Raw genomic sequence first — 15,692 nt, 5'->3', positions numbered from 1 at the left:
AACCATGTACCAGGCCATCGTCTTCCTTCCGCTGCTCGGCTTCCTGATTGTCGGCCTGTTCGGCACCTCGCTCGGCGCCAAGGCATCCGAATACATCACTTCCGGCTTCCTGGTGATCGCGGCGGTGCTGTCGTGGATCGCCTTCTTTGCGGTCGGCTTCGGCCATGGCGAGGTGTTCACCGTGCCGGTCCTGCGCTGGATCCAGGCCGGGGGGCTCGATGCACCATGGGCGCTTAGAATCGATACGCTGACGGTGGTGATGCTGGTCGTCGTCAACACGGTGTCGTCGCTGGTCCATATCTACTCGATCGGCTACATGCACCACGATCCGGACCGGCCGCGCTTCTTCGCCTATCTGTCGCTGTTCACCTTCGCGATGCTGATGCTGGTGACGGCCGACAATTTGGTGCAGATGTTCTTCGGCTGGGAAGGCGTCGGCCTCGCCTCCTATCTGCTGATCGGCTTCTGGTACAAGAAGCCATCCGCCAATGCCGCTGCAATCAAGGCCTTCGTCGTCAACCGCGTGGGCGATTTCGGCTTCGCGCTCGGCATCTTCGGTGTGTTCGTGCTGTTCGGCTCGGTCAATCTCGGCACTATCTTCGCCAATGCGGCGACCTTCATTCCGGCCGAAGGCGCACCGCAGGGGGCCGCGGTGCTGACCTTCCTCGGCCATGCGCTCGACAAGCAGTCGGCGATGACCATCGTCTGCCTGCTGCTGTTCATGGGCGCCATGGGCAAGTCGGCGCAGGTGCCGCTGCACACCTGGCTGCCCGACGCCATGGAAGGCCCGACGCCGGTCTCGGCGCTGATCCATGCCGCGACCATGGTGACGGCCGGCGTGTTCATGCTGGCGAGGCTGTCGCCGCTGTTCGAGCTGTCATATTCGGCGCTGACCGTCGTCACCTTCATCGGCGCCTTCACCGCCTTCTTCGCGGCGACCGTCGGTTTGGTCCAGAACGACATCAAGCGCGTCATCGCCTATTCGACCTGCTCGCAGCTAGGCTACATGTTCGTGGCGCTCGGCGTCGGCGCCTATGGCGCGGCGATCTTCCATCTCTTCACGCACGCCTTCTTCAAGGCGCTGCTGTTCCTCGGCTCGGGCTCGGTCATCCATGCCGTCTCGGACGAGCAGGACATGCGCATGATGGGCGGGTTGAGGACGCTCATCCCCAAGACCTACTGGATGATGGTGGTCGGCACGCTGGCGCTGACCGGCGTCGGCATCCCGGTGACGGTCATCGGCACTGCGGGATTCTTCTCCAAGGATGCGATCATCGAAGCATCCTTTGCCAGCCACAATCTGTTTGCCGGCACCGCCTTCGTGCTCCTGGTCGTCGCCGCCTGCTTCACAAGCTTCTATTCCTGGCGGCTGATCTTCATGACTTTCCACGGCGAGCCGCGCGCCAGCCACGAAGTCATGCACCACGTGCATGAATCGCCACCGGTGATGCTGGTGCCGCTCTATCTGCTGGCTGCGGGCGCGCTTTTCGCCGGCATCGCCTTCCATAGCGCTTTCATCGGCGAGGGTTATGCCGAGTTCTGGGAGGCGTCGCTGTTCACGCTGCCGGAGAACCATATCCTGCACGAGATCCACGAATTGCCGCTTTGGGTCGAGGTGGCGCCGTTCATCGCCATGGTCATCGGCTTCGCGGTCGCCTGGAAGTTCTACATCCGCTCGCCGGAACTGCCCCGAAGCGTCGCCGCCAACCATCGCCTGCTCTACGGCTTCCTGCTCAACAAATGGTACTTCGACGAGCTCTACGACTTCCTGTTCGTGAGGCCGGCGAAGCGCCTCGGCAGGTTCTTGTGGAAGACCGGTGACGGCGCCATTATCGACGGGCTCGGTCCCGACGGCATCTCGGCACGCGTCGTCGACGTCACCAACCGCGTCGTCAAATTACAGACCGGCTATCTCTACCACTATGCCTTCGCCATGCTGATCGGCGTGGCCGCTCTCGTCACCTGGATGATGCTCTGATGACCGACTGGCCAATCCTCTCGCTGGTCACCTTCCTGCCGCTGGTTGGTGTTCTCCTCATTCTGCCGATCAGCGACGACAGCGAAAACGCGCGCCGCAACATCCGCTCCATCGCCTTCATCACGACGGCGTTCACCTTCGTGGTGTCGCTGTTCATCTGGAAGGGCTTCGACAATTCGCAGGCCGGCTTCCAGTTCGTCGAGAAGCACGCCTGGCTGGATTCGGGCATTTCCTACCATATGGGCGTCGACGGCATCTCGATGCTGTTCGTCATCCTGACCACCTTCCTGATGCCGCTCTGCATCCTGGCCTCGTGGGATGCGATCGAGAAGCGCGTCAAGGCCTACATGATCGCTTTCCTGATCCTTGAGACGCTGATGATCGGCGTGTTCTGCGCGCTCGACATCGTACTCTTCTACGTCTTCTTCGAGGGCGGCCTGATCCCGATGTTCATCATCATCGGCGTCTGGGGCGGCAAGCGGCGCGTCTATGCCTCGTTCAAGTTCTTCCTCTATACGCTTGCCGGCTCGGTGCTGATGCTGCTCGCCATCATGGCGATGTTCTTCCAGTCGGGCACGACCGACATCACGACGCTTCTGACGCACAACTTCCCGGCCAACATGCAGACTTGGCTGTGGCTCGCCTTTTTCGCCTCCTTCGCGGTGAAGATGCCGATGTGGCCGGTGCACACCTGGCTGCCAGATGCCCATGTCGAGGCGCCGACGGCGGGCTCGGTGATCTTGGCCGCCATCCTCCTGAAGATGGGCGGATACGGCTTCCTGCGCTTCTCGCTTCCGATGTTCCCGATCGCATCCGAGATGTTCGCGCCGCTCATCTTCACGCTCTCCGTTGTCGCCATCATCTACACCTCGCTGGTGGCGCTGATGCAGGAGGACATGAAGAAGCTGATCGCCTACTCGTCGGTCGCCCATATGGGCTTCGTCACAATGGGCATCTTCGCGATGAACCAGGAGGGCGTGCAGGGCGCGATGTTCCAGATGCTCAGCCACGGCCTCGTCTCCGGCGCGCTGTTCCTGTGCGTCGGCGTCATCTACGACCGCATGCATACGCGCGAGATCGACGCCTATGGCGGGCTGGTCAACAACATGCCGAAATACGCCGCCGTGTTCATGATCTTTACCATGGCCAATGTCGGCCTGCCGGGCACCAGCGGCTTCGTCGGCGAGTTCCTGACCATGCTCGGCGTGTTCCGGGTCAACACCTGGGTGGCCTTCTTCGCCGCCACCGGCGTGATCCTGTCGGCGGCTTACGCGCTCTGGCTCTACCGCCGGGTGATCTTCGGCGCGCTGACCAAGGAGAGCCTGAAGAACCTGCTGGATCTCTCGCCGCGCGAGAAGGCGATCATCTACCCGCTGGTGGTGCTGGTCATCTTCTTCGGCGTCTATCCGGCGCCGGTGTTCGACGTCACAACGCAGTCGGTCAAGGCGCTCGTCACCAACGTCACCGAATCCATCAATTCCGCGCAGACCGCGGCGGCGAACTGACTGGGGAAAAACCATGACGCCGGACCTTCTCTCCAGCCTTTCGCTCTCGACGCCGGAGCTGATCCTCGCTATCGGCGCGCTGGCGCTTTTGATGGTGGGCGCCTATTCGCGCTCCGACAACACGATGACGGTCACCGGGCTCGCCGTCGCGGTGCTGGTCGTCACGGGCCTGTCGCTGGCCTTCTCCGGCGGTGAGGGGACTGCCTATGGCAGCGCTTTCGTCCAGGATTCCTTCAGTCGTTTCATGAAGACGCTGGCGCTGATCGGCTCGGCGGTGACGCTCGTCATGTCGATGCGCTTCGCCAGGCAGGAGCATTTCGACAAGTTCGAATATCCGGTGCTGATCCTGCTCTGCACGCTCGGCATGATGCTGATGATCTCGGCCAATGGCATGATCGGGCTCTATCTCGGGCTCGAATTGCAGTCGCTGGCGATCTATGTGCTGGCGGCGATCAACCGGGACAACCTCCGCTCGACCGAAGCGGGCCTGAAGTATTTCGTCCTCGGCGCGCTGTCCTCGGGCATGCTGCTCTACGGCATCTCGCTGGTCTACGGCTACACAGGCAACACCGGCTTCCACGAGATCGCGACGGCGCTCGGCAGCGGCGAGCGTCAGCTCGGCCTCGTCTTCGGCCTGGTCTTCGTGCTCGCCGGCCTCGCTTTCAAGATTTCCGCCGTGCCGTTCCATATGTGGACGCCGGACGTCTATGAAGGCGCGCCGACGCCGATCACGGCCTTCCTCGCGGCAGCGCCGAAGATGGCGGCGATGGCGCTGATCGTGCGCGTCACCATGGGCGCCTTCAGGCCGATCGCCGCCGACTGGCAGCAGATCGTCGTCTTCATCTCGATCGCCTCGATGGTGCTCGGCGCCTTCGCAGCCATCGGCCAGACCAACATCAAGCGCCTGATGGCCTATTCCTCGATCGGCCATATGGGCTACGCCCTGGTCGGCCTTGCCGCCAACAGCCAGGCCGGCGTGCGCGGCGTCGCGATCTACATGCTGATCTATCTGGTGATGACGCTCGGCACCTTCGCCTTCATCCTCGCCATGCGGCGCAAGGAGGGCAATGTCGAGCAGATCGGCGACCTCGCCGGCCTTGCCTCGACCAATCCGATCATGGCCACCATCCTCACCATCCTGATGTTCTCGCTGGCCGGCATTCCGCCGCTCGCGGGCTTCTGGGGGAAGTGGTACGTGTTCCTCGCCGCCATCAACGCCAATCTCTACGCGCTGGCGATCATCGGCGTGCTGGCCTCGGTGGTGGGTGCCTACTATTACCTGCGCATCATCAAGCTCATGTGGTTCGACGAGCCGGTCGGCGGCTTCGTGCCGATGGCGAGCGAACTGCGCCTCGTGCTCGGCGTCAGCGGCGCCTTCGTGCTGTTCTACGTGCTGATCGGTGGGCCGATCGGCAGCTATGCCGAAGCCGCCGCAAAGACCTTCTTCTGACCGGATGGCATTTCGGCTGGCTCCAACCGCGGCGTCGCAGGGGTTCCGGCTCGAGACCCATGACAGCGTCGGCTCGACCAACGCGCTGGCGCTGGAGCATGCGCGGGCCGGCGATCCCGGCAAGCTCTGGGTCGTCTCGAAGAAGCAGGAAAGCGGCCGCGGCAGGCGCGGCCGCGCCTGGGCGACGCCCGAAGGCAATCTGGCGGCGACGCTGCTCCTGGTTCCCGGCTGCGAGCTGCGGCTCGCCGCGACGCTCGGCTTCGTCGCCGGGCTGGCGCTCGCCGATGCGCTCGACGCGGTGGTCCCGCAAGGCAGGATCGCCATTGGCCTGGACGGCGGCAGCGAAGGACGCAACCGCTTCGAGCTGAAATGGCCGAACGACGTGCTCGCTTCCGGCGCCAAGCTTGCCGGCATCCTGCTGGAGTCGGCCATGCTCGAAGGCGGCCGCTTTGCCGTCGCTGTCGGTATCGGCGTCAATGTCGTGGCTTATCCTGAGGATTTGCCATATCCGGCGACATCGCTGCAGGCGCTGGGTGCCAATTGCAATGCCGAGACGCTGTTCCTGGCGCTTTCGGATGCCTGGAGCGAGAATGCCAGAGTGTGGGACGAAGGGCGCGGGCTCGCCGCGATCCGGAAGCGCTGGCTGGCGCGCGCGGCCGGGCTCGGCGGCGAGGTTGCTGTCAGAATTGACGGCAATGTGGTGCGCGGCGTCTTCGAGACCATTGACGAGGACTGCCGTTTCGTGATCCGCGACGATGACGGATCTGTTCTGACGATCGCGGCCGGCGACGTGCATTTCGGCGCGGTCGCGTCGGCGCGGGTATAGTTTTGTTTTTGCGCAATTCCGGACGGAAAGCCGTTACACGCTTTTCCTGGAATTGCTCTAACGGCTTGGCCTGAGCGGCCAGGAAGGAAAGAATTCATGGCGGATAGAGAAAACGCCGAACTCGTGTTCGCGCCGCTCGGCGGTGTCGGCGAGATCGGCATGAACTTCGCCCTCTACGGTTACGGGCCGGCAGACGCGCGCGAGTGGATCGTCGTCGATGTCGGCGTCACCTTTCCCGACACCGCGCACCCGGGCGTCGATCTGATCCTGCCCGACACGCGCTTCATCGAAGAAAACCTCGACGGCTTGCGCGGCATCGTCATCACGCATGCGCATGAGGACCATTACGGCGCGCTGCTCGACATCTGGCCGAGGCTCAAGGTGCCGGTCTGGATGACGCCGTTCGCCGCCGGCCTGCTCGAGGCCAAGCGGCAGGGCGAGCAGGGCGCGCCGAAGATCCCGGCGACGACCTACCGGGCCGGCGAGAAGTTCACCATCGGGCCGTTCGAGATCGAGGCGATACCGGTTGCGCACTCCATCCCCGAGCCGATGTCGCTGGCGATCACCACGCCGGCCGGCACGGTGATCCACACCGGCGACTGGAAGATCGACCCGGCGCCGACGATCGGCCCGAAGACCGACGAGGCGCGCTTCCGCGCCTATGGCGACAAAGGCGTGCTGGCGCTGATCTGCGATTCCACCAATGCGCTGAGGGAAGGGGATTCGCCCTCGGAAGTGGCGGTGGGTGAGGGCCTGAAGGGCGTTATCGAGAGCGCCAAAGGTCGTGTCGCCGTCACCACGTTTTCCTCCAATGTCGGGCGCATCGTCTCGATTGCGAGAGCAGCGCGCGATGCCGGCCGGCAATGCCTGGTGCTCGGCCGCTCGCTGAAGCGCGTCATCGATGTCGCGACCGAGCTCGGCTACATGGACGGCCTGCCGGAATTCATCGCCGAGGAGGATTACGGCTTCATCCCGCGCGAGAACCTGGTGATCATCTGCACCGGCAGCCAGGGCGAACCGCTGGCGGCGCTGGCGAAGCTGTCGCGCGACGAGATGAAGTCGGTGGCGCTGACGGCCGGCGACACGGTGGTGTTTTCCTCGCGCACCATTCCCGGCAACGAGAAGGCAATTCTGGAGATCAAGAACCGGCTGATCGACCTCGGTGTAAAGATCATCGAGGACGGCGACGCGCTGGTGCATGTCTCCGGCCATCCGCGCCGCAGCGAATTGCGCAGGATGTATGAATGGGTACGGCCGCAGATCGGCGTGCCGGTGCATGGTGAGGCGGCGCATCTGGTGGCGCAAGGTTCGCTGATGTCGATGTCGGGCATCGGCCAGGTGGCGCAGGTGCGCGACGGCGACATGCTGAGGCTTTGGCCCGGTCCCGCTACGATCATCGACCAGGTACCGTTCGGCCGCCTCTACAAGGACGGGTACTTGATCGGTACCGACCAGGCGATGGGCATACGCGACCGGCGCAAGCTGTCCTATGCCGGACATGTCGCGGTCAATGTCGTGCTCGACGAGAAATACGAGCTTGCCGGCGACCCCGATCTGGTGGCGATCGGCATCGCGGAGGCCGATGCCAGCGGTGAGACGCTGGAAGACCTGATGCTCGATGCGGCAATCGGCGCGGTGGACTCCATCCCCCGCCAGCGCCGAAAGGACCTCGACCTGGTGCAGGAGGCCGTGCGCCGTGCCGTGCGCGGCGCCGCCAACGAAGCCTGGGGCAAGAAGCCGCTGGTGACGGTGTTTGTGACCAGGTGAGAAGGGAGTAGGGGAGTAAGGCAGTAGGGCAGTAGGGAAAAAGGCGATAGATTTCTACCTTGCCTAGTCTTTCCCTACTGCCGTACTGCCCTATTGCCTTACTGTCCTGAGGACGCCCCTATGCTCGGACGCCTGAACCATGTCGCGCTTGCCGTACCGGATCTGGCCGCGGCGACGGCCGCGTATCGCGATACGCTGGGCGCGCGGCTGAGCGAACCGCAGGCGCTGCCGGAGCATGGAGTTACCGTCGTGTTCATCGATGTCGGCAACACCAAGATCGAGCTGCTGGAGCCGCTGGGCGATGCTTCGCCCATTGCTGCCTTCCTCGAGAAGAACCCGTCGGGCGGCATGCATCACGTCTGCTACGAGGTCGACGACATCCTGGCCGCGCGCGATCGTCTCAAGGCGAGCGGCGCCCGCGTGCTCGGCGACGGCAATCCGAAGCTCGGCGCGCATGGCAAGCCGGTGCTGTTCCTGCATCCCAAGGATTTCTTCGGCACGCTGGTCGAACTGGAGCAGGCATGAACTGGGTTTCGTTTGTAGCACTGTTCTTCGTCACCTGGTGGCTGGTGCTGTTTGCCGTACTGCCGTTCAGCCTGCGCACGCAGGATGAGGATAAGGACGTGACGCTCGGCACGGTCTCGAGCGCGCCGCGTGGACCGCATATGCTGCGCGCGGCAATCCGCACGACGATCGTCACTGCTGTCGTGATCGGCATTTTCTACGGGCTGACGAGGGGGCTCGGCCTCGGCTTCGACGACATCCCCCATATCGTGCCGGACTTTAGTCATAGCGACGGCCGCTAAAGTCCCCTGCACAGTTTCGGCAAGTATTCAGCAGGGAGCGCGCGCGTCAGTTGAAATCGGAAGCCGGCTTCCGATTTCCATGGCTGACGCTGCGTAATGCTGTTTGGCAGCTTGTCGTGCTAAGCAGATGATTGCACAAAAAAAATGCAAGGCACGAGGCCTTGCAATTTAAACGCGTCCGATCTGTTTCCGGTGTCCGGCGGCAGCGAGTTACCGCGCCTAGATCGCATCCTCCCAAGACTTTGACCGCGTAGGAGAGCAGATTTTTCTCCGCCCTCTCGGTTATCGGCGCACACTAGACCAAGGCAGGTGAAAATGTCACGAAGAATTTTGCCTCCAAACGGGCAATATCGTGCTGCACTGCACAATAGTGGAGCAGGGCTTGCTTGTGAATCGATCAAAAAGCCAGATGCGGCACTTTGGCGGCCAAACGCGCCTTTTGATCATGTGCGGAAGGCCCCAACACTTTGGAGCGCTCGGGTTTCCATTCGGTCATGAAATGGCTATGAAGCCCGGGCAAACAGCCTCGGTTGCGCCGATTCCCCGCGCCGCCATTTTTTCATTCACGGACCAGTCCATGCGTTTGTCGCGCTACTTCCTGCCCATTCTCAAAGAAAACCCCCGCGAGGCCGAAATCGTCTCGCATCGGCTGATGCTGCGCGCCGGCATGATCCGCCAGCAGGGGCAGGGCAGCTTCTCCTGGCTGCCGCTCGGCAAGCGCGTGCTGGACAAGGTTTGCCAGATCATCCGCGAGGAGCAGAACCGGGCGGGCGCCCTGGAAATCCTGATGCCGACGATTCAGTCGGCGGACCTCTGGCGCGAGAGCGGCCGTTACAACGATTACGGCAAGGAGATGCTGCGCATCAAGGATCGCCAGGACCGCGACATGCTCTACGGTCCGACCAACGAGGAAATGGTCACCGAGATCTTCCGCGCCTACGTCAAGTCCTACAAGGACCTGCCGCTCAACCTCTACCATATCCAGTGGAAGTTCCGCGACGAGGTGCGTCCCCGCTTCGGCGTCATGCGCAGCCGAGAATTCCTGATGAAGGACGCTTACTCCTTCGATCTCGATTTTGAAGGCGCCAAGGCCGCCTACAACCGCATGTTCGTCTCCTACTTGAGGACCTTCACGCGTATGGGACTGCAGGCCATCCCGATGCGCGCCGACACAGGCCCGATCGGCGGCGACCTCAGCCATGAGTTCATCATCCTGGCCGACACCGGCGAGAGCCAGGTGTTCTGCGACCGTGCCTATCTGTCGCTCGACGTGCCCGGCGCGGACACGAACTTCGCAGACGATACCGAGATCGGCGGCATCGTGAAGACGTGGACGACGCCTTACGCCGCTACCGACGAGATGCACGACGAAGCGGCGTGGGAGAAGGTGGCTGAAGGCGACCGGCTGTCGGCACGCGGCATCGAGGTCGGCCACATCTTCCATTTCGGCGAGAAGTATTCGAAGCCGATGGGCGCCAAGGTGACCGGGCCCGACGGCAAGGATCATTTCGCCTCGGGCGGCTCCTACGGCATCGGTCCGTCGCGGCTGGTCGCGGCGATCATCGAGGCGAGCCATGACGAGAACGGCATCATCTGGCCGGAAGCTGTGGCGCCGTTCGACATCGGCCTGATCAACATGAAAGTAGGCGACGCCGAATGCGACCGCGTCTGCGGCGAGCTCTACGCGGCGCTGACTTCGGCCGGCAAGGACGTGCTCTATGACGACACCGACCAGCGTCCAGGCGGCAAGTTCGCCACCGCGGATCTGATCGGCCTGCCCTGGCAGGTGATCGTCGGCCCGCGCGGCGTTGCCGCCGGCGAGGTCGAGATCAAGAACCGCCGGAGCGGCGAGCGCGAGACGCTGCCCATCGCCGAAGCGAAGAAACGACTGGGTATCGACTGATGAACGAAGCGGCAGCAGCCAGATCGCCAGCCGGCGCCTTTTCAGGCTTCGAGCGCATGGTGGCGTGGCGCTATCTGCGCTCGCGCCGCAAGGAGACGGTGATCTCGGTCATCGCCTCGATCTCCTTCCTCGGCATCATGCTGGGCGTGGCGACGCTGATCGTCGTCATGGCGGTGATGAACGGTTTTCGCGCCGAGCTGCTGACCCGCATCCTCGGCGTCAACGGCCATCTGATCGCGCAGCCGCTCGATTCGCCGCTGGAGGATTACGCGCAGGTGGCGAGCCGCATCAACGGCGTTGCCGGCGTCAAATACGCCATCCCGCTGATCGACGGACAAGTGCTGGCGCAAGGCAATATCGGCGGCGGCGCCGGCGCGTTGGTGCGCGGCATTCGCGCGGAAGACCTCGGCAAGATCTCCATCGTGTCCAGCAACATCAAGCAGGGCACGCTTGACGGCTTCGACACCGGCGAGGGCGTGGCGATCGGCAAGCGCATGGCCGAGAATCTCGGGCTCGTGCTCGGCGACACCATCACCCTGATCTCGCCGGATGGCGACGTCACGCCGCTCGGCACCACGCCGCGCATGAAGGGCTACAAGGTGGCGGCGATCTTCGAAGTGGGCATGTCGGAGTACGACAGCTCGATCGTCTACATGCCGTTTTCGGAAGCGCAGCTCTATTTCAACATGGACGGGCGGGCGCAGACCATCGAGATCTATGTCGACAATCCCGACAATGTCGATGCGCTGAAGCCGCTGGTCGAACAGGCGGCGCAACGGCCGGTCGACCTCGTCGACTGGCGCCAGCGCAACGAGACCTTCTTCTCGGCGTTGCAGGTCGAACGCAACGTCATGTTCATGATCCTGACGCTGATCGTTCTGGTGGCGGCGCTCAACATCATTTCCGGCCTCATCATGCTGGTGAAGGACAAGGGCCACGACATCGCCATCCTGCGCACGATGGGCGCTTCGCGCGGCGCGATCCTGCGCATCTTCCTGATGACCGGGGCCGCGATCGGCGTCACCGGGACCATCGCGGGCGTGCTGCTCGGCGTCGTCATCTGCCTCAACATCGAATCGATCCGCCAGTTCTTCTCCTGGATGACGGGCAGGATATTGTTCAACCCCGAGCTCTATTTCCTCAGCCAGCTGCCGGCGAAAATGGATCCGCGCGAGACCATCTACGTCGTCATCATGGCGCTGGCCTTGTCCTTCATCGCAACAGTGTTTCCGGCCTGGCGCGCAGCTCGGCTCGATCCCGTCGAAGCCTTGAGGTACGAATGATGGCCGAGGCCATTATCGAGCTGAAGGGCGTCGAGCGGCACTATGTCCAGGGGCCGCGCAAGCTCACAATCCTGAACGGCGCCGATTTTTCGCTCGGGCGCGGCGAGATGGTGGCGCTGGTCGCGCCGTCGGGCACCGGCAAGTCGACCTTGCTGCATACGGCAGGCCTGCTCGAGCGGCCCGACGCCGGCGACGTGATCCTCAGCGGCCGCGCCTGCGGCCGCCTCTCGGACGAGGACCGCACCGCGATCCGCCGCAACGACGTCGGCTTCGTCTATCAGTTCCATCACCTGCTGCCGGAGTTCTCCGCGCTGGAGAACATCATGATGCCGCAGCTGATCAAGGGGCTGGGGCGCAAGGAAGCGTCCGAGCGGGCGGCACAGCTTCTCGACTACATGCAGATCGGCAAGCGCGCGCAGCACCGTCCGTCGGAGCTTTCCGGCGGCGAGCAGCAGCGCGTCGCAATAGCGCGCGCGGTCGCCAATGCGCCGCTGGTGCTTCTCGCCGACGAGCCGACCGGCAACCTCGATCCGGTGACCGCTTCCTATGTCTTCGACGCGCTGGAGGCGCTGGTCCGGCAATCGGGACTGGCGGCGCTGATCGCCACGCATAACCACGAGCTGGCATCGCGCATGGACCGGCGCGTGACGCTGGCCGAGGGTAAGGTGGTCCCCCTTTAGGGCAAGCCGATATTCGGATAAGGCCGGTCTGCCGTCCCCAAGTCATATGATCGTTGTCGACGCCTTTCGGGACATCGTTGCAGGCGAAAGAAACTTGTCGAAGTCAGCGCCGCCCCTCATTGCCCTGCCGGGCATTTCTCCCCGTATAGTGACGGGGAGAAAGGGCTGGCCGTAATGCCGGCTGCCTTCTTGTAACGCTGGCGATTGGCGAAATCGGTGACGAGAGCGCCCCTCTCCCCGTCACTATACGGGGAGAGGATGCCGGCAGGCAGGTGAGGGGCAGCGCCAACGCCTGCAAGGAAAAGACCCAGCAGCCATCGCCTAGCGGCGGAGAGCCCTGTTGCGTCAACCTTTCCTTAACCTTGCCCGGACAGCCCGCCCGAATTCGTTCTGACGTGCTCTTGGAGATCGTTGACATTCGAACAAAATTAGAACAAATTACGAACATATCGACAACAGGAGAGAGTTATGGCCGATCTGGTTCAGGATGTCGTCTCGCTGGTTTGCATGAGCACCTTTCTCATTTCCATGGCCATCTGGATTGGCGCCATGTGATCAGGCCGTTTCGGGCGGGCAAAAAGGCCCGCCCTCTGTTTGGGACGGGCAAGAGCCCGCCCGTTGTTAAGCTTTTCTTGGCCGCGCCGCCGTTAGGCTGTTTCCCATAGACAGGGAGCAAAGGCAGTGTCGGTCATCGCCACGGTCACCCTCGTGGCCGGAAATCTCGGACTGATCTTTCTCTTGATGACCGTGCCCCTCGGATTGCGTACGGCGACGGTCAGCCGTGTGATAGAGGCCGATCGTAAACGCCTCTGGCAGGCGCTTTGGCCATTTGGCGGCGATGCCGGCTGGTCGGGTGAAATCCTCTCCGCCGAACCGCTGGACAGCGAGGGGACGGCGCTGATCAAGCTGTCCTGGGAAGGGCGGGATGGCCGGCCGATCGAACGCAAGGCGCGGTTCGGCGGTGTCGTGGAAGGCAGCCGCTTCTCGATGCGCGTCATGGAGGACACGGCGCTCGATCCTTCGTTCTGGGCCAACTATTGCGAAACCATCGAACTCGTCCCGGAGGGTAGCGCAACGCGGGTCACGCTTACGCGGACCGACCGCTATCGCGGCGTCGCCTTCCTGATCTTCCGCTACTTCGCCATGCGCCGCGAGCTTGCGAAGCTGCAGGTCTGGGCGAGAACCGGTAAGTATCGCAAGGGCGGCTGGTTCGAGCATCCGGTGAGCCAGATTGGCTTCGCCGTGCTCTCGGCCTTCATCCTGTGGCCGTTCTTCGGGCTCAATCCCGGCGGGCTGGCGCTGGCCGCGATTCTGACCTCGGTGGTGGCCCTGCACGAGCTCGGCCATATGGCGGCGTTCCGCCTGACGGGGCATAGCCGGGCGCGCATGATCTTCATCCCCTTGCTCGGCGGCATCGCCATTGGCGGCAGGCCTTATGACAGCCGCTTCGAGGTCGCTTTCGTGGCATTGATGGGAGCGGGTTTCTCCGCCTTCCTGGTGCCTCTGCTGATCGCCGCCAGCGGCCTTGCCGGCAGCGAAGGGCATCGCCTGGCGGCGTTGCTGCTGGCGGCGCTTGCCGGCTGCGCGGCGCTGTTCAACATCGCCAATCTGGTGCCGGTGTGGAAGTTCGACGGCGGTCAGGTGCTGCGCCAGATTTGCCCGGGACCTATCGCTCTGGCGCTGGCGTCCTTCCTGCTGCTGTCCGCCCTGCTGGCGCTCGGCTGGCGGGCGGGGTTCCCGTCCAGCTTCCTGCTTGTCGCCGGCGCGGTGTTCTCGATCCTCAGCCTGCTCACCGTGGGCAGCAGCGTGAAGCCGCGCCATGAGCTGAAGCCGATTCGGGCCTTCGATCGCCTGGCCATGGCCGGCGCGCTGCTCGCGGTCTTTGCCATTCACGGCTATGGGGTGCTCTGGGCCTCGGCGCAACTGATGTAGAGTGTGCTGAGATTCAGGTGATGCCGGCCTGCAAACGTTGGGTTCCTGCGCTTCCGGCCATCCCCGGCCGATGCACTCATGAGTGGCGTGGCAGCTAAGGCTACGGCCGGCGTAGGCCGGTGTTCACGTACTTTAAGTACGCTTCGCTCCGGTTCTCGGAACCCAACGTTTTCGACTCGCCCTGACCTGAATCGTAGCACACTCTAGGCCGGAGCAGGGTCAGCCCGCCTTTCGGGCCAGCTCGGCGACCGGGACCGCGGCAGGCCCGAACACATCCTCGAAGGCGGATTTCAGCGCGAGGTCGAGGTCGGCCATGGTGACGGGCAGGCCGAGATCGATGAGGCTGGTCACGCCATGGTCCGGAACGCCGCATGGCACGATGCCGCTGAAATGGGAAAGCTCCGGCTCGACATTGATGGCGATGCCGTGGAAGCTCACCCAGCGCCTGAGCCTGATGCCGATGGCGGCGATCTTGTCCTCGGCGGGCGAGCCGTCCGGCAGGGCAGGGCGATCCGGCCGCACCACCCAGACGCCGACCCGGTCCTCGCGACGTTCGCCGCGCACGTTGAAGGCCGCGAGCGTGCCGATGATCCATTCTTCGAGCGCGGCGACGAAGGCGCGGACATCCTCGCGCCGGCGCTTCAGGTCGAGCATCACATAGGCGACCCGCTGTCCCGGGCCGTGATAGGTGTATTCGCCGCCGCGGCCCGCGGCAAAGACCGGAAACCGGTCGGGCTCGATCAGGTCCTCGATGCGGGCGCTGGTGCCGGCCGTGTAGAGCGGCGGATGCTCGACCAGCCAGACCATCTCGGCGGCCGCGCCGCTGCGGATCGCCTCGGCGCGCGCCTCCATGAAGGCAAGCGCGTCAGGGTAGGAGGTCAAGCCGGGCTCGATCACCCATTCGACCGGCGCTGAGCCGGGGAGGGGCAGGAACGACGTGGCGATCTGGCTGCGTTCTGTCATGGCGCGTCTCTTCTGAGGCGCGCCGGACCGGATCGAATCCTGGCGGGCTCAGATGTGTGTTTGTCCCCAAAATCCGTCAGCGGCTTCGGGCGATATGCAATTTCCTTCATATGGCGGCAATCGGCCAAAACGTCCAGTTCCGGCAGCCTGTCGCCGCGCCGTGAAGCGTTGTGCAAGACCGCGACGATTATTCCGCACGGCACCCTTGTTTCGCCGGAAACGATTTGCTACAGGCCCCGGGCCGGACCGTTCCGGCTCCTACCACGTGCGGTCGTGGCGGAATTGGTAGACGCGCAGCGTTGAGGTCGCTGTGGGGCAACCCGTGGAAGTTCGAGTCTTCTCGACCGCACCAAAACTCTCTGAAAATCGCTTTTGAGTGATCGGACTGAAACAGCGGGCGGTGCGTTCGCGGCCATCTGGCTCTCGCGGGACCAAAACGAAAACGGCGGCAGGTCATTAGGACCGCACCGCCGTTTCGTGTGTTATCTTGAAGCTTGTCGGATCGCGGATCACGCTGCCTTCTTCGCCCGTGCCAGCGTGTCGGCCACAACCTCGCCGAACGAAGCTGGCGTCGGCACGATGAAGACACCGGCTTCCTT

12 protein-coding genes and 1 tRNA gene are annotated in these 15,692 nt (G+C 63.6%); 12 read left to right on the top strand and 1 reads right to left on the bottom strand.

Features of this window, described 5'->3' with window-relative positions:
* Positions 1–4 precede the first annotated feature (4 nt).
* The 11 genes from nuoL to EH240_RS01695 all read left to right on the top strand — a co-directional run bounded on the left by nuoL (position 5) and on the right by EH240_RS01695 (position 14,130).
* Positions 5–1,978, top strand: coding sequence for an NADH-quinone oxidoreductase subunit L (nuoL, locus tag EH240_RS01750; RefSeq protein ID WP_124995702.1), 1,974 nt, complete (start codon positions 5–7; stop codon positions 1,976–1,978).
* Positions 1,978–3,483 (top strand): NADH-quinone oxidoreductase subunit M, encoded by a 1,506-nt coding sequence (locus EH240_RS01745; protein ID WP_124995701.1) that lies wholly within the window; start codon positions 1,978–1,980, stop codon positions 3,481–3,483. Before nuoL ends, EH240_RS01745 begins: the two co-directional genes overlap by 1 nt.
* Before the next feature lie 13 nt (positions 3,484–3,496).
* Positions 3,497–4,933: an NADH-quinone oxidoreductase subunit NuoN gene (gene nuoN, locus EH240_RS01740; protein ID WP_124995700.1), complete on the top strand. Its 1,437-nt coding sequence runs from the start codon at positions 3,497–3,499 to the stop codon at positions 4,931–4,933.
* Between the two features lie 4 nt (positions 4,934–4,937).
* Entirely contained in the window at positions 4,938–5,759 is an 822-nt protein-coding gene (locus EH240_RS01735) for a biotin--[acetyl-CoA-carboxylase] ligase (RefSeq protein WP_124995699.1), read from the top strand.
* Between the two features lie 96 nt (positions 5,760–5,855).
* Positions 5,856–7,526, top strand: coding sequence for a ribonuclease J (locus tag EH240_RS01730; protein WP_124995698.1), 1,671 nt, complete (start codon positions 5,856–5,858; stop codon positions 7,524–7,526).
* Positions 7,527–7,646: 120 nt separating this feature from the next.
* The gene (mce, locus tag EH240_RS01725) at positions 7,647–8,051 is read left to right on the top strand and encodes a methylmalonyl-CoA epimerase (RefSeq protein ID WP_124995697.1); all 405 of its coding nucleotides are present in this window, start codon (positions 7,647–7,649) and stop codon (positions 8,049–8,051) included.
* Positions 8,048–8,332 carry a DUF1467 family protein gene (locus EH240_RS01720; protein ID WP_124995696.1) on the top strand — a complete coding sequence of 95 codons (285 nt, stop codon included), beginning with the start codon at positions 8,048–8,050 and terminating at the stop codon, positions 8,330–8,332. Before mce ends, EH240_RS01720 begins: the two co-directional genes overlap by 4 nt.
* A 577-nt stretch (positions 8,333–8,909) precedes the next feature.
* Complete coding sequence (gene proS, locus EH240_RS01715; protein ID WP_124995695.1) at positions 8,910–10,235, top strand: proline--tRNA ligase; 1,326 nt, start codon at positions 8,910–8,912, stop codon at positions 10,233–10,235.
* Positions 10,235–11,518 carry a lipoprotein-releasing ABC transporter permease subunit gene (locus tag EH240_RS01710; protein WP_124995694.1) on the top strand — a complete coding sequence of 428 codons (1,284 nt, stop codon included), beginning with the start codon at positions 10,235–10,237 and terminating at the stop codon, positions 11,516–11,518. The genes proS and EH240_RS01710 overlap by 1 nt, the downstream gene beginning before the upstream one ends.
* Positions 11,515–12,198: an ABC transporter ATP-binding protein gene (locus EH240_RS01705; RefSeq protein ID WP_206075215.1), complete on the top strand. Its 684-nt coding sequence runs from the start codon at positions 11,515–11,517 to the stop codon at positions 12,196–12,198. The genes EH240_RS01710 and EH240_RS01705 overlap by 4 nt, the downstream gene beginning before the upstream one ends.
* Positions 12,199–12,879: 681 nt before the next feature.
* Positions 12,880–14,130: a site-2 protease family protein gene (locus EH240_RS01695; RefSeq protein WP_124995692.1), complete on the top strand. Its 1,251-nt coding sequence runs from the start codon at positions 12,880–12,882 to the stop codon at positions 14,128–14,130.
* Positions 14,131–14,349: 219 nt separating this feature from the next.
* Here EH240_RS01695 and lipB read toward each other — a convergent pair whose 3' ends face one another.
* Positions 14,350–15,093 (bottom strand): lipoyl(octanoyl) transferase LipB, encoded by a 744-nt coding sequence (gene lipB, locus EH240_RS01690; RefSeq protein ID WP_124995691.1) that lies wholly within the window; start codon positions 15,091–15,093, stop codon positions 14,350–14,352.
* Positions 15,094–15,360: 267 nt separating this feature from the next.
* On the opposite strand from lipB, the gene EH240_RS01685 reads away from it, so the two are divergent.
* Positions 15,361–15,445: transfer RNA gene (locus tag EH240_RS01685), tRNA-Leu, on the top strand.
* Positions 15,446–15,692 lie beyond the last annotated feature (247 nt).

It is taken from the genome of Mesorhizobium tamadayense, assembly GCF_003863365.1.
Taxonomy (GTDB): domain Bacteria; phylum Pseudomonadota; class Alphaproteobacteria; order Rhizobiales; family Rhizobiaceae; genus Mesorhizobium; species Mesorhizobium tamadayense.
This window is presented reverse-complemented; position numbering and strand designations above follow the sequence as displayed.